The organism is Paenalcaligenes sp., assembly GCF_030152715.1.
Classification (GTDB): domain Bacteria; phylum Pseudomonadota; class Gammaproteobacteria; order Burkholderiales; family Burkholderiaceae_B; genus Paenalcaligenes; species Paenalcaligenes hermetiae.
In genome coordinates, this window is sequence record NZ_JASLIX010000049.1 from 50,590 (window position 1) to 68,117 (window position 17,528).

At 48.2% G+C, this 17,528-nt stretch carries 16 protein-coding genes and 1 riboswitch; of the genes, 7 read left to right on the top strand and 9 right to left on the bottom strand.

Annotated elements, in window-relative coordinates; all coding sequences use genetic code 11:
- Window positions 1-61 precede the first annotated feature (61 nt).
- Genes gatB through gatC form a run of 3 tightly spaced genes read right to left on the bottom strand, consistent with a single transcriptional unit; the run spans window position 62 to window position 3,348 of the window.
- Window positions 62-1,516 (bottom strand): Asp-tRNA(Asn)/Glu-tRNA(Gln) amidotransferase subunit GatB, encoded by a 1,455-nt coding sequence (gatB, locus tag Q1V74_RS03945; protein ID WP_300647150.1) that lies wholly within the window; start codon window positions 1,514-1,516, stop codon window positions 62-64.
- Entirely contained in the window at window positions 1,516-3,033 is a 1,518-nt protein-coding gene (gatA, locus tag Q1V74_RS03950) for an Asp-tRNA(Asn)/Glu-tRNA(Gln) amidotransferase subunit GatA (RefSeq protein WP_300647188.1), read from the bottom strand. The genes gatB and gatA overlap by 1 nt, the downstream gene beginning before the upstream one ends.
- Before the next feature lie 6 nt (window positions 3,034-3,039).
- Entirely contained in the window at window positions 3,040-3,348 is a 309-nt protein-coding gene (gene gatC / locus Q1V74_RS03955) for an Asp-tRNA(Asn)/Glu-tRNA(Gln) amidotransferase subunit GatC (RefSeq protein ID WP_260650001.1), read from the bottom strand.
- Between the two features lie 267 nt (window positions 3,349-3,615).
- Between gatC and Q1V74_RS03960 the strand changes: the two genes are divergently transcribed.
- From Q1V74_RS03960 to rodA, 5 genes are all read left to right on the top strand, one after another.
- On the top strand, window positions 3,616-4,659 hold the full coding sequence (locus Q1V74_RS03960; protein WP_300647151.1) for a rod shape-determining protein: 1,044 nt from the start codon (window positions 3,616-3,618) through the stop codon (window positions 4,657-4,659).
- 65 nt (window positions 4,660-4,724) lie between these two features.
- The gene (mreC, locus tag Q1V74_RS03965; protein WP_300647152.1) at window positions 4,725-5,597 is read left to right on the top strand and encodes a rod shape-determining protein MreC; all 873 of its coding nucleotides are present in this window, start codon (window positions 4,725-4,727) and stop codon (window positions 5,595-5,597) included.
- Entirely contained in the window at window positions 5,590-6,171 is a 582-nt protein-coding gene (gene mreD / locus Q1V74_RS03970) for a rod shape-determining protein MreD (protein WP_300647153.1), read from the top strand. Before mreC ends, mreD begins: the two co-directional genes overlap by 8 nt.
- Before the next feature lie 9 nt (window positions 6,172-6,180).
- Window positions 6,181-8,043, top strand: coding sequence for a penicillin-binding protein 2 (gene mrdA / locus Q1V74_RS03975; protein WP_300647155.1), 1,863 nt, complete (start codon window positions 6,181-6,183; stop codon window positions 8,041-8,043).
- Window positions 8,040-9,197 carry a rod shape-determining protein RodA gene (gene rodA / locus Q1V74_RS03980; protein WP_300647156.1) on the top strand — a complete coding sequence of 386 codons (1,158 nt, stop codon included), beginning with the start codon at window positions 8,040-8,042 and terminating at the stop codon, window positions 9,195-9,197. The genes mrdA and rodA overlap by 4 nt, the downstream gene beginning before the upstream one ends.
- Here rodA and mutY read toward each other — a convergent pair.
- The 3 genes from mutY to Q1V74_RS03995 are packed head-to-tail and all read right to left on the bottom strand — an operon-like array spanning window position 9,178 to window position 11,859.
- Window positions 9,178-10,254: an A/G-specific adenine glycosylase gene (gene mutY / locus Q1V74_RS03985; protein ID WP_300647157.1), complete on the bottom strand. Its 1,077-nt coding sequence runs from the start codon at window positions 10,252-10,254 to the stop codon at window positions 9,178-9,180. The two genes, rodA and mutY, sit on opposite strands and share 20 nt — an antisense overlap.
- Entirely contained in the window at window positions 10,254-11,162 is a 909-nt protein-coding gene (locus tag Q1V74_RS03990; RefSeq protein WP_300647158.1) for an ABC transporter permease, read from the bottom strand. The genes mutY and Q1V74_RS03990 overlap by 1 nt, the downstream gene beginning before the upstream one ends.
- Window positions 11,163-11,187: 25 nt before the next feature.
- Entirely contained in the window at window positions 11,188-11,859 is a 672-nt protein-coding gene (locus Q1V74_RS03995) for an ATP-binding cassette domain-containing protein (protein WP_300647159.1), read from the bottom strand.
- Between the two features lie 197 nt (window positions 11,860-12,056).
- Here Q1V74_RS03995 and Q1V74_RS04000 point away from each other — a divergent pair, with 197 nt between their 5' ends.
- Window positions 12,057-12,704 (top strand): OmpA family protein, encoded by a 648-nt coding sequence (locus tag Q1V74_RS04000; RefSeq protein ID WP_300647160.1) that lies wholly within the window; start codon window positions 12,057-12,059, stop codon window positions 12,702-12,704.
- 66 nt (window positions 12,705-12,770) lie between these two features.
- Here the strand turns inward: Q1V74_RS04000 and thiC are convergent, their stop codons facing one another.
- Window positions 12,771-14,684, bottom strand: a complete 1,914-nt coding sequence (gene thiC, locus Q1V74_RS04005; protein ID WP_260650012.1) for a phosphomethylpyrimidine synthase ThiC — start codon at window positions 14,682-14,684, stop codon at window positions 12,771-12,773.
- A 66-nt stretch (window positions 14,685-14,750) separates the two neighbouring features.
- A riboswitch (TPP riboswitch) is annotated at window positions 14,751-14,874 on the bottom strand.
- 130 nt (window positions 14,875-15,004) lie between these two features.
- Complete coding sequence (locus tag Q1V74_RS04010) at window positions 15,005-15,364, bottom strand: helix-turn-helix transcriptional regulator (RefSeq protein WP_300647161.1); 360 nt, start codon at window positions 15,362-15,364, stop codon at window positions 15,005-15,007.
- A 112-nt stretch (window positions 15,365-15,476) separates the two neighbouring features.
- On the opposite strand from Q1V74_RS04010, the gene Q1V74_RS04015 reads away from it, so the two are divergent.
- On the top strand, window positions 15,477-16,262 hold the full coding sequence (locus Q1V74_RS04015; RefSeq protein WP_300647162.1) for a winged helix-turn-helix domain-containing protein: 786 nt from the start codon (window positions 15,477-15,479) through the stop codon (window positions 16,260-16,262).
- On the opposite strand, the gene Q1V74_RS04020 is transcribed toward Q1V74_RS04015, so the two are convergent.
- On the bottom strand, window positions 16,263-17,513 hold the full coding sequence (locus Q1V74_RS04020) for a D-amino acid dehydrogenase (protein ID WP_300647163.1): 1,251 nt from the start codon (window positions 17,511-17,513) through the stop codon (window positions 16,263-16,265).
- Window positions 17,514-17,528 lie beyond the last annotated feature (15 nt).

Sequence of the window (17,528 nt, forward strand, 5' to 3'; positions counted from 1 at the left end):
TACTATAAAAAACCCCAGCTTATTACAAGCTGGGGTTTTTTTATGGGGATGTGCCAGAGTGTTAACCCAGTTTGGCTTTTAGAATATCAGAAACCTGTTTGGGGTTGGCTTTACCTTTAGCGGCTTTCATGACTTGACCGATTAATGAGTTAAAGGCTTTGTCACGACCCGCGCGGTACTGTTCCACAATCTCGGGATTTGCGGCTAAAACCTCATCGACCATGGCTTCGATCGCACCGGTATCGCTGATTTGTTTTAAGCCACGTTTTTCAATAATGGCGTCAGCATCGGCGTTTTCTTCGCCTTCCCACATGGCAGCAAAAACATCGCGAGCGATTTTGTTAGAGATTGTGTTATCCGCAATACGTGTGATGAGTTTAGCCAACTGTTGGGGGGTGATTTTACTTTGGGATATTTCCAGTTCTTCGCGGTTTAATACCGCTGTTAGATCAGTAATAATCCAGTTGGCTGCCAGTTTAGCGTGATCCTGCCCTAAGGCCGCATAGGTTTGCTCAAAGTAGTCCGCTACATCGCGTGATACGGTCAGCTGGTTGGCATCATAAGCGCTTAAACCCAGTTCGGATTCGAAACGGGCTCGCTTTTGTGCGGGCAGCTCAGGCATATCGGCTTTAACGCGCTCGATCCACTCGGGGCTAATAAATAGTGGCGCTAAGTCAGGATCGGAAAAATAACGGTAATCGTTCGCATCTTCTTTGGTGCGCATGCTACGCGTTTCATCGCGGTCGGCATCATAAAGACGTGTTTCCTGGATCACCGTGCCCCCGTCTTCGATAAGTTCGATTTGGCGGCGAGCTTCGTAGTTAATAGCACGCTCTAAAAATCGGAATGAGTTGATGTTTTTTAGTTCACAACGCGTACCGAATTCTTTTTGGCCTTTGGGGCGTACGGAAACGTTCGCGTCACAGCGAAATGAGCCTTCTTGCATGTTGCCATCACAAATCCCCAACCAGACAACAAGCGCATGCAGCGCACGGGCATAGGCTACGGCTTCGGCGGCAGAGCGCATTTCGGGCTCAGAGACAATCTCTAATAACGGTGTGCCAGCGCGGTTCAGGTCAATTCCGGTAGAGGATTCACCATGTAAACCGGTAAAGTTTTCGTGTAGGGATTTGCCGGCGTCCTCTTCGAGGTGAGCACGGGTCAGATTGACGCAGTGCGGCTCGTCACCCACAAAAAAATGGATTTTACCACCGACGACTACCGGTAGATCAAACTGACTGGTTTGATAGTTTTTAGGTAGGTCGGGGTAAAAATAGTTTTTGCGTGCGAACACGGAGCGCGGGGTGATGGTCGCGTCGACGGCTAAACCAAAGCGAATGGCTTTTTCTGCGGCGGCCTCGTTAAATACGGGCAGCGTGCCTGGTAGCGCCATGTCGATGGCTGAGGCTTGTGTGTTCGGCGCAGCACCAAACGCTGTGCTGCTGTTAGAAAAAATTTTCGATTTTGTTGATAGCTGGGCGTGCGTTTCTAGCCCAATCACAATTTCCCATTCCATTATTTTGTTCCTGCAATGCGTTGGTGCCAGTCGCTGTGTTGTTGGAAACGGTCGGCAATGGCAAGGAGCTGACCTTCGCTAAAGTAGTTTCCTATTAGCTGTAAACCAATGGGCAGCTGGTTTTGGCTAAAACCACATGGAATAGACATAGCGGGTAAGCCAGCAAGGTTTACACATAGGGTGTAAACATCATTGCGCCAATCCGCCGTTGGGTCGGATTCTTGATGATCTAAGCGAGGAGCCGGCCGTGGAGCAACGGGCCCCATGATCACATCACATTGCTCAAAAGCGCTGAGAAAGCTTTGGGCAATTAAGCGACGCACGCGCTGTGCTTGTAAGTAATAGGCATCGTAATAGCCCTCGCAAAGCACATAGGTACCTGTCAAAATACGGCGAATGACTTCGGGACCAAAACCTTCGGCGCGGCTATTGCTGATCATACTCTGAAGGTCGGTGTATTCAGCAGCGCGGTGACCAAAGCGAACCCCATCGAAACGCGACAAGTTACTAGAGGCCTCGGCGGGTGTGATCACATAATAAGCGGGGATGGCTTTTTGTGTGAGCGGCAATGAAATAGCAACGCGTGTGGCACCCAAGGATTCATAAAGCTGTAAAGCGGCTTCAATGGCAGCGGCACTGTCGGTATCGATATTGCCATTGAAAAATTCGTCCGGTACCCCAATGCGTAGGCCTTTGAGGGGTTGTTCTCCTTGTTGCTCATAGTGGGTTTGATGTTGGGTAAACTGCTCGCGCACACGAGCGCCCGTGTTAGGCTGCCCCGAGCAGTCCGATAAACTGGTGGGGTCATTGGCATCAAAACCTACCATGGCTTCGAGTAACGCCAAAGCATCACGTGCGCTACGGGCTAGTGGACCGGCCTGATCCATGCTGGAGGCGTAAGCAATCATGCCAAAACGAGAAATGGTGCCGTAGGTGGGTTTAATCCCAGTGATGCCGCAGTGAGCGGCTGGTTGGCGAATCGAGCCGCCTGTATCTGACCCTGTGGCAGCCATGACTAAGCCAGCGGCAACGGCTGCCGCAGAGCCACCTGAGGAGCCACCAGGGGTGCGAGTTGGATCCCATGGGTTTTTAATCGCTCCAAAATAAGAGGTGGTGCTATCGGAACCCATCGCAAACTCATCACAGTTGAGCTTACCTAAAGAGATGGTTCCTGCCAGTTGTAAGCGTGAAACCACAGTAGCATCAAAAGGGCTAAGGTAGTTTTCTAGCATTTTGCTGCCTGCGGTGGTGCGCCAGCCTTGGGTGACAAAAACGTCTTTGTGCGCAATAGGAATACCCGTGAGTGCAGTGGCCTGCCCAGATTGTAAAAGCGCATCTGCGGCATCGGCCTGTGCCAAGCTGAGATCAGGGTTGACGTCAATAAAGGCGTTCAGATCGCTTTGTTGTATATGGGTTAGGCGATCTTGGACAAGCTCGCGCGCGCTCATTTTGCCATCGCGTAGCGCCTGTCCCAATGCGGTGATATCGGGAAAATCGGAAAATAAAGACATAGTAATAAACGCTTATTCGATAACAGTAGGAACCAAAAACAACCCTTCGGTTTGTGCTGGAGCATTACGCATGAGCTGCTCACGCTGTTCGGGGGTGTTGGTGGGAGCAGGTTCGTCGGGGCGCATGCGCAGATTGACCTCTTGGATAACCGCTAAGGGTTGTACCAAGGGCTCTACGCCCGTGGTGTCCACGCTTTGTAGCTCTTGAATAAGCTCGATAATTTGAGTGAAATCCTGTTCGGCTTGGGCAGTTTGCTCAGGCGTCAGCGCAATATGTGCTAATTGTGCAATATGCGCGACATCTTGCTGTGTAATTGCCATAAATAGATCCCTGAGTCCGTATCAAAATTAAAAAATGAGTGCATTGTCCCCATTTTGGGGCTATTTTATTTAAAAATATAGCCTAGCAGATGTTTTAGGCTGTAATTCATCCTGAATAGACTTAAATTATAAGTTATCATTGACAGTTTCATTGTCAGGTTTTTTGCGTGTTCGCCTACGTAGGGCAGGTGTGCCTACTTTGCGTTGTGCGAAGGCCGCGTCGAACTGACACCTGTTTATACCAATCCTTATCTACATTGCGCACCCATGTTCGGATTCCTACGCAGTTATTTCTCTAGCGACATGGCTATTGACCTTGGTACCGCCAACACCCTTATTTACGTGCGGGGTAAAGGCATTGTACTGGACGAGCCATCGGTTGTTGCCATTCGCCATGATGGCGGTCCTAACGGCAAAAAAATCATCCAAGCAGTTGGTCAAGAAGCCAAACAAATGCTGGGCCGTGTTCCCGGCAACATCGAAGCCATACGCCCCATGAAAGACGGGGTGATCGCGGATTTTACCGTGACTGAGCAGATGCTTAAGCAGTTTATTCGCATGGTGCATCCGCGTAGCATGTTTGCGCCGAGCCCACGTATTATTGTATGTGTGCCGTGTGGCTCGACTCAGGTAGAGCGTAGAGCGATACGTGAATCAGCACTGGGAGCGGGTGCTAGTCAAGTTTACCTTATCGAGGAACCCATGGCAGCAGCGATTGGTGCGGGCTTGGCAGTTTCAGATGCAAGCGGCTCAATGGTTGTAGATATTGGGGGGGGCACGACCGAGGTTGCCGTCATCTCTTTAGGCGGGATGGTTTATAAAGGCTCGGTGCGAGTTGGCGGTGATAAGTTCGACGAAGCCATTATCAACTATATTCGTCGTAATTACGGTATGCTTATTGGTGAGCCTACTGCTGAGCGCATCAAAAAGGAAATCGGTTCGGCTTTTCCAGGTACTGAAATTCGTGAAATCGAGGTCAAGGGCCGTAATCTTTCTGAAGGGGTGCCCCGCAGTTTTACGGTGTCCTCTAATGAGATTCTTGAATCCTTAACTGATCCGTTAAATCAGATTGTTTCTGCCGTTAAAACGGCACTTGAGCAAACCCCTCCAGAATTGGGGGCGGATATTACAGAAAAAGGGATTGTTCTAACAGGTGGTGGTGCATTAGTGCATGACTTTGATCGTTTGCTCCAAGAGGAAACTGGATTGCCTGTAGTGGTGGCAGAAGATCCGTTAACATGTGTGGTGCGTGGTTGTGGTGAGGCATTAGAACACCTAGAAAAACTAGGTGCCGTATTCATTTACGATTAATCTTGCCGTCCAGTTCAGATAGCGCCAGCTTTGGCTCTCTTGGCTGGTGCTATTGATGGTTACACATGCAAGTACAGCGTTCTATTCGTTTATTTAAGCGTGGCACGGCGCCAGGGGTGCGCTTAGCCCTTTTTGCGTTGCTTTCAGTTGTGTTAATGGTAACGGATGCACGTTGGACGGTTTTAGAGCCGGCGCGGCAAGCGTTGTCGATGGCGATTTACCCTTTTCAGCGCGCAGTGATGGCGCCGGGTGATTTGTTTCAGTATATCGATACGTGGATGAATGCCACAGCGTTGGTGCATAGTGAAAAAGAAGCCTTGCAGCGTCAGCGTATTGAACTGGCACAGCTTTCCACCCATGCAGCACAACTAGCAACTGAAAATGAACAGCTGCGACGTTTACTACAAGTCGCTGATACGGTAACACAGCCAGCGGTCGCCGTTGAGGTATTTTATGAGCCCCCCAATGCTTTTAATCGTCGTTTGGTGTTTAACAAAGGGGCGACAGATGGTATTCGACCAGGTATGCCGGTAATTGACGAAGGTGGTGTTGTTGGGCAGGTCATACGTGTAACCCCCTATACGGCAGAGGCCGCATTAATCACCGACGACAAAGTTTCTATTCCCGTACAGGTGTTACGCAATGGCTTGCGTCTGGTGGCTTTTGGGGGGCACTCAGCAGCAAAAGTTGAAGCACGTTACCTTACGAATGAAGTGGACTTAAAGGTTGGGGATGTTTTAATTACTAGTGGTATCGGGGGCCTATTCCCAGCTGGCTTGCCAGTGGCCGAGGTCGAGCGTATTGATTTTGATCCTGCAACAGGTTTTGCGGTAGCCGTAGCGCAACCATTATCTCATCCTGAGCGTTATCGTCACTTTTTGGTTTTATTGGTGGATGAACCCAAATTGCAGCTAGATGCTGAGCAGCACCATGAATAATACTTCCTATTCTCAATCTAAAAAATCTGCTGCGCCCCAAAAAAGCTCGCTGAGCTCATTGCAACCTATTGATAGCTCGCCTTTTAAACCTACTTCCAGCCCTTGGATGGTGTGGGGGTCGGTTTTTCTGATGTGGTTGTTAGCCTTGTTGCCTTGGAGGCTATGGCTGATGGCTCCAGACTTGTTATTGATGGTGTTGTGCTTTTGGAATTTGCACGAGCCACGTCGAGTCAACATGTTATCTGGCTTTGTGCTAGGACTGCTTTTGGATGTACACGGAGGGGCATTACTAGGTGAGCATGCTTTAAGCTATGTGTTAGCAATTTATGGGGTAGGGCTATTACGTCGACGACTACTCCTATTTGGGCCATGGGTACAGTTAATCCACTTGTTACCGATTTGGCTGTTGGCGTTTATTCCCTCACGCTTTGCTCACGCTTGGCTAGCAGGTGAATGGGCGGGGTGGGATTGGCTGTGGTCAGCTGTTTTTATGGCTGCTTTATGGCCTATTGCCGATTTATTGTTGTTACTGCCTCATCGTCTGATGGATGAGGATACTGAAAGCTCCGCCTAGCAGGATTGTATGTTTGAGTTCAAAAAAACGTCTCAGCTCTTACGTCGACGCACAGTGATTCGTGCCAGTGTGGCTGGGTTGGTTGTGATTTTGATGCTCGGCATTTTGGTTTCTCGCTTATGGTATTTGCAGGTAGTACGTTACGAGGGGTTAGCGGCGCGTGCGGACCAGAATCGCATTGCAGTGGTCCCTATCCCACCACGGCGAGGCGAGGTTGTTGACCGTAATGGTGTTGTACTTGCGCGTAATTATCGTGACTACACGTTAATGGTCACTCCGGCTCGAGTAGAGGGTGGGATAGAGTCCATGCTCGATGAGCTAAGCACATTGGTTTATATTTCTGCCCGTGATCGTCGTCGATTTTTACAGAGTTTAGGCAAGACCAGTCGTTATGCGCAGGTAGTACTGCGTAATAATCTAAATGAAATAGAAGCGTCGTGGTTTGCCGCTCATTCTTTTAAATTTCCTGGGGTAGAGTTACAGGCGCGCTGGGTACGGGAATATCCCCAAGGCGAGTCCGCAGCGCATGTGATTGGTTATGTAGGTCGTATATCTCAAGCCGATGAGCAACAACTCGAAGAAGAAGGGCGTTTGGGGAACTACCGAGGCACATCAATTATCGGTAAAAAGGGGATAGAGAAAACGTGGGAAGAAGTTCTACATGGGCAAACGGGGTTAGAAGAGGTTGAGGTGACCGCATCGGGGCGCCCCGTACGCGTATTAAATCGGGTGGATCCGATTCCTGGGGCTGATTTACAGCTTTCTATTGATATCGGTTTGCAAAAGCATGCTGAGTCACTTTTTGAGGGGCGACGCGGTGCTCTTGTTGCCATTGAGCCTGCTACAGGAGAGGTATTGGCTTTTGTTTCCGCTCCTTCATTTGACCCAAACCTATTTGTTGATGGTATTGATGTAGATAATTGGCGCAAGCTTAACGAATCTCCTGATCACCCCTTGATTAATCGTCCTTTGTTTGGGACGTATCCTATTGGGTCAACTTATAAGCCATTTGTGGCGCTAGCCGCTCTAGAAATGGGCAAACGTAAGGCGCATGAGCGTATTCCGGATCCAGGCTATTTTGAGTTTGGTGGTCAGCGTTTTAGAAATGCAGGAGGAGCCGCTTATGGGTGGACCGATATGCATCGAGCCTTAGTGGTGTCCTCTGATACATATTTTTATTCTTTGGGGCCTGAAATTGGTGTGGATGCGCTTCATGACTTTAGTAAACAATTTGGTTTTGGGCAAATAACAGGCATTGATTTAGAGGGGGAACGTCGAGGGATTTTGCCATCGCGCGAATGGAAGCGTAAAGCGTATAAAAACCCATCGCAGCAACGTTGGTATGCGGGAGAAACGGTGTCTGTTGTGGTGGGGCAGGGCTATAACTCGTTTACGCTTTTACAGTTAGCTCAAGCTACTTCGGTCTTAGCCAATGATGGCGTTTATATGAAGCCACATCTTGTACAGCATATTGTAGATCCTGCAACAGGGGAAAAAACAGCAACAGTGACAGAGCCGTCGCATGTGATTCCGTTAAAGCAGGAGAATATTGATGTGGTAAAGCGGGCTCTTGTGGATGTGACGCGTACGGGAACAGCACGCCGTGCCTTTGCGAATGCGCCCTATCAAGCGGCTGGCAAAACGGGGACAGCACAAGTGTTTAGTTTGCGTGGTGCTAAGTACAACGCTAGTACGATTGATGAGCGTTTACGTGATCATGCTTTATTTATGGCCTATGCTCCTGCAGATAACCCTAAAATCGCAGTAGGATTGATTGTGGAAAATGCGGGCTGGGGGGCGACAGTGGCTGCGCCGGTAGCTCGCTCTGTTTTTGATTATTGGCTTATCGAGCGAGGAAATCTACTGCAATGAAACGGTTATGGCTAGGTATAGCGCACGCATTTCGTTCGTTAGATTTGCCCCTGTTTGTACTGCTTATGTTGATGGCCGTGTTGGGGCTAACCGTCATGCATTCTGCTGTAGGTGGAACCGATTGGCGTTTTGCAGAGCAAACTAAACATTTTATGGTGGCTTTTTGTGTTATGTGGGCGGTTGCCATGATACCGCCGCCGTGGGTCATGCGCGCTGCACCCTATGTCTATGCGGTCGCAGTAGCTTTATTACTAGGGGTGGAGTTTTTTGGGGAAACCAGTAAAGGAGCTACTCGTTGGTTAAATTTAGGCTTCACGCGTATTCAGCCATCTGAAATGCTGAAAATTACCGTGCCGATTATGCTGGCTTGGTATTTTCATAAGCGTCAAAACACCGAGCTGCGACTCGTGGATTTTATGGTGGCTACGGTGTTGTTGGCAGTGCCTTTTGTGCTGATTGTGCGTCAGCCTGATTTAGGAACCGCATTATTGGTATTAGCTGCTGGTTTTTTTGTGATTTATTTTGCGGGTTTATCCTTTAAGCTTCTTGTCCCAGCGGCTATTTTACTCGTGTTAGGGCTTGGGGTGATTTTGTACTTTGAGGATACCTTATGCGAACCGGGTTTTGACTGGGTGATTTTGCGAGAATATCAAAAACATCGTGTTTGCACCCTGCTTAACCCAGGTATGGATCCTTTAGGAAAAGGTTTTCATACGATTCAGTCGATGATTGCCGTAGGCTCGGGTGGGATTTATGGTAAAGGGTATATGCTTGGCACCCAGTCCAGATTAGATTTTATTCCTGAACGCACCACAGACTTTATTTTTGCTGTGTTTGCCGAGGAATTTGGTCTTTATGGTGGGGTAATGCTTTTGGCTTTATACGCGTTAATCATTGTGCGGGGTTTGGCGATCACCGCGAATGCCTCTGATCAATATAGCCGATTGGTAGCAGGGGCTTTATCAATGATGTTGTTTACCTATGTGTTTGTCAATGTTGGGATGGTGACAGGGGTTTTGCCCGTGGTGGGTGTGCCGTTGCCGTTTATGAGTTATGGGGGAACGGCACTGTTAACCTTAGGGGTAGCGTGTGGCATGCTGATGGGCATTAGTCGTTATCAGCCTGTGGTGGACTCTACTCATCGCCGACTTTAACTTTAGTAGCGCATATTGCTTGTATAAGCTTTTTAATCGGGGCTGGAAAAGCGGCGTGGGGGGCCTGAGTTAAAGATAGCCATTGTTGATGAGGTGCAGGCTCATGGACAGTTACTTGGCGTACCCACCAAGGGGTAATATGCAGTTTAAAATGACTAAAAACATGGGTGAGTGTCGCCATTTTTTGTTTGGTTGACAGTGATACGCCATGATTAAGCAAAAACTGTTGTAGTTGCTCTTGATTTTCAAATTGTGGTAGGGCTAGTAAGCCACCCCATATGCCTTGATCTGGGCGTTGTTCTACTAAAATCTGTTCGTTTTGTTCCCAAATTAATAAATGACAACGACGCTCGGGTTGTTTGGCGCGTGGTTTTGGCGTGGGCAGTAGATGTTGTTTTTGATGTGTTTTGGCATAACAGCCGTCTTCAAGTGGGCATTGCGCGCAAGAAGGTGTCCCCCGTGTACAAATTTGGGAACCAAGATCCATTTGGCCTTGGGTATACGCGGTCATATCAAGATCCGTAGGGGCGAGTTTTAGTACTTGATGGGCTAGCTCCCACAGTTTTTTTTCGGTAGCGCGAAGATGGGTGAGCCCCTCTATACCAAAATAACGACAAAAAACACGCTTAACGTTGCCATCCATGATGGGGGCGCGTTCACCGTAAGCAAAGGCTGCAATAGCAGCAGCCGTAGAAGGACCAATACCAGGTAGAGTCGCTAAGACCTCACTATGGGGTGGAAATACCCCTTGATAGTCTTTGACGATGACTTGAGCGCAACGGTGCAAGTTACGGGCTCGAGCATAGTAGCCAAGTCCAGCCCAATAAGGCATGACCTCGTCTTGTTGGGCTTGGGCTAAGCTTTGCACGGTAGGAAAGCGCGTCAAAAAACGCGTGTAATAATCGAGTACCGTGGTGACTTGGGTTTGTTGGAGCATAATTTCTGACAGCCAAATTCGATAGGGGTCTTGGGTATGCTGCCAGGGTAGATGTTGGCGACCGTGTTGCCGCTGCCAGCGCACAATGCGCTGGGCAAAGGTAGAAAGATAAACAGACATTAAAAGGTAGATTGACGAGTAACGGACCAGCGCGCGGCGGTGGCGGCCAGCACCATAACAACGAGGGTAGCAACCAGCAGGTCGCCAGAGTCAGGGAGTGTTAAGCTTAGTTGCGTATTGTAGCTTAGGGCGAGTCGGTTTAAGGCTTCACTAATAGGCCTGAGAGCAATTTGACTTAGTCCCATAGCTAATAAGCAGGATAGCCCGCCGCTTAGTGCACCGACGTATAAAAAGGGGCGTCGGACAAAGCTTTCGGTGGCACCAACGAGGCGCGCGACAGCGATTTCTTGGCGTTGAGTAAGCGATTGCAGGCGAATCGTGTTAAATACAGTAGCAATTACAATAATGCCTACACTAGCACTCAAAATAAATAAGGCAATACGCCCAAAACTTAATAACGCTTCGAGGCGCTTAAGCCAGTCACGGTCCAGTTGGACGCGATCGACTTGTGTCATTTGTTGGATTTCGTTAGCAAGCAAGACCGCTGCTGTGCTTTGAGCCTCGCCGGATTTGAGGCGTAGCACTAGTGTATCGGGGAGCGGGTTATGAGGCAAAACGGCGAGGGCATCGGCCCAGGTGGGGTCTTTTTTTAGTTGGTCAATAGCTTGGTTTTTATCAATTTTTTGAATGTTTTCTATGAGTTCTGCGTGCTGCGATTGCAACTGCTTGGCTAAAGCCTCTGTTTGCTTTGCTTCGAGATCAGGCTTCAGGTAGATCGTCACCTCTGTGGCAACGGGGATTTGTTGCACAACGGGTTGTGCTGATAACAAGATCGCCCAGCTGACGAGGGGCACACTCAAGGCCAGCGCTATGACCACAATATTAGTCAACGAGGAAAAGGGTTGGGCTAATAAACGTAAAATAGCCACCCGAAATGCGTATTGATGTTGTCTAAGCCAGCTTTTCATAGAGAATGTTGTGTAATGTCGGGGATTAAAGAGGGGTGCCTATGAGATCGCTAAAACGATCTGGCTCAATGAGTAGAGTACGGCGTGCATAGTGGGCCATGAGAGCTCGATCATGTGAAGCGATCAAAGTGGTAACCCCCACGCGGTTAAAATCTTTAAAAACATCCATAATGCGTTTGGCGCTGACGGCATCAAGGTTAGCTGTCGGCTCATCAGCAATAACAATGGCAGGTTTGTTTACAATAGCACGAGCTATTGCTAGGCGTTGTTGTTCACCCCCAGACATTTCAATAGGGTATTGGTCCTCTTTGCCAGCTAAACCGACTTTTTCCATGGCAGCACGTGCACGCTTTGCGGCGATTTTATACTCTACACCTAAGACTTCTAGAGGGAGCATGACGTTTTGGATAGCACGACGGTCATTGAGTAAATGTACGTCTTGTAAAATTAGGCCGATATTTCGTCGAATATAAGGTTGAGCGCGAGCAGGGAGCTGATCAATACGATTCCCTTTGACATGTACTGCTCCACGTGTGGGAGTTTCTAAACCGCCAATTAAGCGTAATAATGTTGATTTACCTGCTCCAGATGGGCCAGAAATGAACACAAATTCGCCAGGCTGAATATGAAAATTAATATCCGCCAAAATATTTGGCCCTCGACCGTAGGATTTAAAAACGTGTTTGAACTCAATCATAAGGGCAAAGAGAAAATAGCATAAAGTCCTATTATGCCGTAAAGCATCCCAAGAGTGGGAACCGTATAAAAAATGCGTTTTTGGTTAAGCTTTGTTAAAAGCCCTTTAATAAGCGGTCTTTGTAACAATAGGGTACAGACTCAATTGCCTACATCGGTTACATTTTAAAGTGAGATTGATATAACAAGGAGAAGCAAATGAAAAAACTCAGTCAAATTGCAGCCAGTGTGAGTATTGTGGCGTTGCTAGCAGGTTGTGCTGCTACAGACACTCAGGGTGGGCGCACAGCAGTGGGTGCTGGTGCTGGTGCCGCTGTAGGCGCGGGCTTAGGTGCTTTAATTGGGGATAGCAGTAAAGCAGCTGCTATTGGTGCAGGGATTGGTGCGGTTGCAGGTGGGGTGGCTGGCTACAACTGGGCCGGAATTAAACAAGATGTACAGCAATCAGGGGCAACCAGTTTAGGTGTGGATGTAACAGAAATGCCTGATGGCACGTTACGCGTGAATATCCCAAGCCATGTTTCTTTTGATTCTGGTAAAGCCCAATTAAAAGCAGAGCTATTGCCTGTATTGGATAGCGTTGCTCGGGCGTTGGTTCAGCACCCTGAGCTTCGCGCCAAAGCAATTGGTCACACCGATAGCACTGGTGGTGCAGATTTGAATCAGCGCTTGTCGTTAGAGCGAGCTCACGCGGTAACGAACTACCTTGTGCAGCGTGGTGTTAATGGTGGGTATTTGATGGCAGAGGGCCGTGGACCTAATAGCCCTATTGCTGATAACAGCACACCAGAGGGCCGTGCGATGAACCGTCGTGTTGAGCTATATTTGTACGCCATTCAGCAGTAGCCTTCTATTTAAGATCGGCATTTGTGTAAAAAAAACAGGGCAGCTTTATGCTGCCCTGTTGTGATTTTAAGCCTCGTGGTAGAGCTTACCGCCTTTTTGTACAAACTCGATGGATTTTTCTTCCATTCCTTTTTGTAAGGCCGCTTCGGTATCTAAACCGTGCTCACGTGCATAATCACGTACGTCCTGGGAAATCTTCATACTGCAGAACTTGGGCCCACACATGGAGCAGAAGTGGGCGACTTTCATGGAGTCTTTGGGTAAAGTTTCATCATGGAATTCGCGTGCGGTATCTGGATCTAGCCCCAAGTTAAATTGGTCTTCCCAGCGGAACTCAAAGCGTGCTTTAGATAGGGCATTATCACGAATCGCTGCAGCGGGATGACCTTTGGCGAGGTCTGCTGCATGCGCGGCGATTTTGTACGTGATGATCCCATCTTTTACGTCTTTTTTGTTCGGTAGGCCCAAATGCTCCTTAGGCGTGACATAGCACAGCATGGCTGTACCGTACCAGCCAATCATGGCAGCACCAATCCCAGAAGTAATATGGTCGTAGCCAGGGGCAATGTCAGTGGTCAGTGGCCCTAAAGTGTAAAAAGGAGCCTCGTGACAATGCTCTAACTGCATGTCCATGTTTTCTTTGATTAAGTGCATGGGCACATGGCCTGGGCCTTCGATCATGACTTGTACATCATGCTTCCAGGCAATTTGTGTGAGCTCACCGAGGGTTTTCAATTCAGCAAACTGGGCTTCGTCGTTCGCATCGTAACCAGAGCCTGGGCGCAAGCCGTCTCCTAATGAGAAGCTAACGTCATAGGCTTTCATGATTTCACAGATTTCCTCAAAATTTTCGTAGAGGAAGCTCTCTTTGTGGTGCGCTAAACACCATTTGGCCATGATTGAGCCACCACGTGACACAATGCCAGTCATACGATTAGCAGTCATGGGGACATAAGCCAAACGTACACCAGCGTGAATGGTGAAGTAGTCTACCCCTTGCTCAGCTTGCTCGATTAGGGTGTCACGGAAAATTTCCCATGTTAGGTCTTCGGCAACGCCATTTACTTTTTCTAGGGCTTGGTAAATAGGTACCGTACCAACCGGAACGGGCGAGTTGCGGATAATCCACTCACGCGTTTCATGAATATTTTTACCGGTAGACAAATCCATGATGGTATCACCACCCCAACGGATAGCCCATGTCATTTTTTCGACTTCGTCGTGAATGCTGGAGCCTAGGGCAGAGTTACCAATATTGGCATTGATTTTGACCAGGAAGTTGCGCCCGATAATCATGGGCTCAATTTCTGGGTGGTTAATATTGGCAGGGATGATAGCGCGACCACGAGCGATTTCATCTCGGACAAATTCGGGTGTAATCACAGGTGGGATCGAAGCACCAAAGCTTTGGCCAGGGTGACTACGGGTTAGACGCTGAGCCATACGCTCGCCATCTGGACCACTGTTGCGCAGGGACTCAATATATTGTTCGCGGCGTAGATTTTCGCGAATTGCGACGAACTCCATTTCAGGGGTAATAATGCCCTGACGTGCATAGTGCATTTGGGTTACGTTTTTGCCTGGCTTGGCACGGCGAGGCTGACGGGTAAGCTCAAAGCGCATGGCTTTTAAAGCTGGATCGTCTTGGCGCGCCCGCCCGTAGTCACTGGAAAGTCCATCTAAGACTTCGGTATCGTTGCGTTCCTCGATCCATTTGGCGCGTAGGGCAGGAAGCCCTTTACGAATATCGATTTTGACCTCAGGATCCGTGTATGGGCCACTGGTGTCATAAACCGTGATCGGTGGGTTTTTCTCGTCACCAAAAATACCACCCGTATCGCTTTGAGAAATCTCACGAAAGGGTACACGAATATCAGGACGTGAGCCAATTTCGTAAATTTTACGTGAATTTGGTAAAGGCTTAATGGCCGCTTCGTCTACGGTAGCGGTTTGTGCGGAAAATTCAGGATTTTTAGTCAAGATTCGCTCCAAGGTGAATAAATGGAGCCGAAGGGGAGATATAAGAGTCGCTTATATTTTGGATAATGTGTGGTGCGACACGCTCCCAGCATCGGCATTATCCGTACTGGTACGAAGGGTTTATCTCAACCTAAAGCGCAAGTAGTTGAAAGCTCAACCATTTGCACAATAAGTACCCCCGCGTATCCAACAGTATATAAGATTTCTCTTGGGCTTTAAAATAAATTAGGGATAACCTTAGTTAATAGCATTAAGAAGCTCTCAGTACGCGTCTTAGTGTGTATATTTAGTAGTAGGATAATAAAAACATAGTGGCAGTTTTATTTCTGTTTTTCCCATGTCTCGATTAAGGTTTCAAGTACATTTTCTATTAAAATACGTTGCTGATCAGTTAATTGATTTATTTTATCGGGGCTTACCCGCGAAAAAGGCCACGTTTGACTGTAACTTTGATTCGATTCTTGTAGCGTAGGGTGCATTGCACCAATCCCCTGATCTAGCCAAAGTGGATTTACTCTTAGTGCTTTAGCAAGATTAAATAAATTTCGGGTGTGCAAGCGCGCCCCACTTTCATAGCTCGCAATTGTGCTTTGGGAAACCCCACACAAATTAGCTAATTGAGACTGGGTATAACCTCGTTGAGTACGAGCATACAAAAGGCGTTGAGCAAATGTGTTCACTCCTTTATTGAACGCTCAAAACTCATGACTTTGGTGATTGCTTCTATTACTATTGTGATATTTAAGCTATGTATGTAACGAATGGGTTCATTTGGTAAAAAAGGATGGGGAAATGCTGCCACAGTGTATTCCAACTCTTTACTGGTATGGTGCTGAACAGGCTGAAATGGAGCAAATCTATCAGGCTCATCAACAAGCGCTTGAAGCGACGGGTTTCCAGCTCCAAGTGTTATCTGACCACAAAGCCTTATTTCAAGCCGTCACATCCACACAAAGAAAAAATCATGGTCAGTTTTCCCCGGCAATTTTTCTACTTTCTGCACACTTAAAAGGTGCTTTGAGTCTAATTGCTCGTTTGCGAGCACAGGATCCTTATGTGCCCTTGGTGATTGTGCAGTCTGTTTGGGACGAGGCTACTTTATTGCCATTTTTGTATGGTGGAGTAGACGCATACTGCATTGGTACAGACAGTCCTGAGCTATGGGCTGCGAAATTTTCTAGTCTATTACGACGAATCAGGGTATCAGTGCCTATGTTAGATGTGACGAAAGTTTCTTCAGCGAAGTCGTTCTCTCCGCCTGATCCTATGTGGGCTTTAGCTAACGAGGGTTGGCAGTTATTTAGCCCCGATGGTCGTTCAATAACACTAACATCTACCGAGCGGTTCTTGTTATTAGAATTATGTCGGCAGCCGGATAAACGGGCCTCACATCAACAGCTTTTGCGCGCGTTAAATGATGGAGAGGAGGACACCAGCGATCCTGTGATCGCACATAACCGACTAGGAGTCATAATTAGTCGTCTCAAGCGTAAAGGCAGCTTAGAGGGGGTTGCCATCCCCATCCGTTCTGTGCACAAATGGGGATATATGTTTAGTGCCCCCGTATGTATCGAATAGCTAATAGCGGCTTAGGTTTAAATCGTCAACGCGGATGGCAGGCTCTTTGCCGGAAATAATGTCGGCAATCAGTTGTCCACTACCGGCGCTCATGGTCCACCCGAGTGTGCCATGGCCTGTATTCAAATATAGGTTTTTAGCAGGACCTTGGCCAATAATGGGGGTGCTGTCGGGGGTTTTGGGACGCAAGCCCGTCCAGAAACTCACATTCTGCTTCTCTTTGCTGGCTTTGGGAAATAAGTCGTTAAGCACCATTAATAGGGTAGCTTTGCGTTTTGGGTTAAGGGTTTTATCAAAACCAGCGACCTCGGCCATGCCACCAACGCGAATACGCTGATCAAAGCGTGTTAGGGCAATTTTATAGGTTTCGTCTAGCAAAGTGGACTGAGGCGCATAGTCAGGCTCGTCAATGGGTACAGTAATGGAATAGCCTTTTAGTGGGTACACTGGAATGGGAGCAATATTACGCATCAGACGGGTAGACCAGGAGCCTAAGCAGATCAAATAGGCATCTGCGGTAATCAGTCGGTTATTACTAATAACCCCAGTGATCGTGTCCCCCTGACGTTGGATTTGCTGAATGGACTCATTGAAATGAAACTCTACACCTAGTTCTGTCGCTAATTGAGCCAGATTTTGTGTATAAAGATGGCAATCACCGGTCTCGTCTTCGGGTAAGCGTAGGCCTCCTACAAACTTGTCTTTTACTAGCGCTAAGGCTGGCTCGGGGGTGGAAAGTTGATCGCGTTGTAAAAGTTCAAAAGGTACCCCCATTTCTTCGAGTACGCGCATATCGGCCGCTGCCGCTTCCATTTGTTCTGCGGTGCGGAATAATTGTAGGGTGCCTTTTTGGCGCGCTTCGTATTGTATGCCGGTTTCTTCGCGTAATTGGGCCAAACACTTACGGCTGTAGTCTGCAATGCGCACCATGCGCTCTTTATTGATTTTATATCTGCTAGCCGTGCAGTTAGCCCACATTTGTAGCATCCATTTAAGCTGGAACAAGGTACCATCAGGACGAAAACTAAAAGGAGGGTGCTCAGCAAAAAGCCATTTTGCGGCTTTTAAGGGGATACCGGGCGCTGCCCAGGGTGAGGCATAACCAAATGATACCTGCCCTGCATTCGCAAAGCTGGTTTCCATGGCTGGAGCATCTAAACGATCAATCACCGTAACGCTGTGACCTTGTTTGGCTAAAAAATAGGCGCTACTGACACCGGTAACACCTGCGCCTAGCACAAGCACTTTCATGATTTTTCCTTAGTA

Coding starts and splice junctions, on each gene's coding strand:
- mreC (WP_300647152.1), top strand. CDS start 4,725: ATGCAAGTACAGCGTTCTATTCGTTTATTTAAGCGTGGCACGGCGCCA.
- rodA (WP_300647156.1), top strand. CDS start 8,040: ATGAAACGGTTATGGCTAGGTATAGCGCACGCATTTCGTTCGTTAGAT.
- Q1V74_RS04015 (WP_300647162.1), top strand. CDS start 15,477: ATGCTGCCACAGTGTATTCCAACTCTTTACTGGTATGGTGCTGAACAG.
- gatB (WP_300647150.1), bottom strand. CDS start 1,516: ATGGAATGGGAAATTGTGATTGGGCTAGAAACGCACGCCCAGCTATCA.
- mrdA (WP_300647155.1), top strand. CDS start 6,181: ATGTTTGAGTTCAAAAAAACGTCTCAGCTCTTACGTCGACGCACAGTG.
- Q1V74_RS04020 (WP_300647163.1), bottom strand. CDS start 17,513: ATGAAAGTGCTTGTGCTAGGCGCAGGTGTTACCGGTGTCAGTAGCGCC.
- Q1V74_RS04000 (WP_300647160.1), top strand. CDS start 12,057: ATGAAAAAACTCAGTCAAATTGCAGCCAGTGTGAGTATTGTGGCGTTG.
- mutY (WP_300647157.1), bottom strand. CDS start 10,254: ATGTCTGTTTATCTTTCTACCTTTGCCCAGCGCATTGTGCGCTGGCAG.
- gatC (WP_260650001.1), bottom strand. CDS start 3,348: ATGGCAATTACACAGCAAGATGTCGCGCATATTGCACAATTAGCACAT.
- mreD (WP_300647153.1), top strand. CDS start 5,590: ATGAATAATACTTCCTATTCTCAATCTAAAAAATCTGCTGCGCCCCAA.
- Q1V74_RS03995 (WP_300647159.1), bottom strand. CDS start 11,859: ATGATTGAGTTCAAACACGTTTTTAAATCCTACGGTCGAGGGCCAAAT.
- Q1V74_RS03960 (WP_300647151.1), top strand. CDS start 3,616: ATGTTCGGATTCCTACGCAGTTATTTCTCTAGCGACATGGCTATTGAC.
- Q1V74_RS03990 (WP_300647158.1), bottom strand. CDS start 11,162: ATGAAAAGCTGGCTTAGACAACATCAATACGCATTTCGGGTGGCTATT.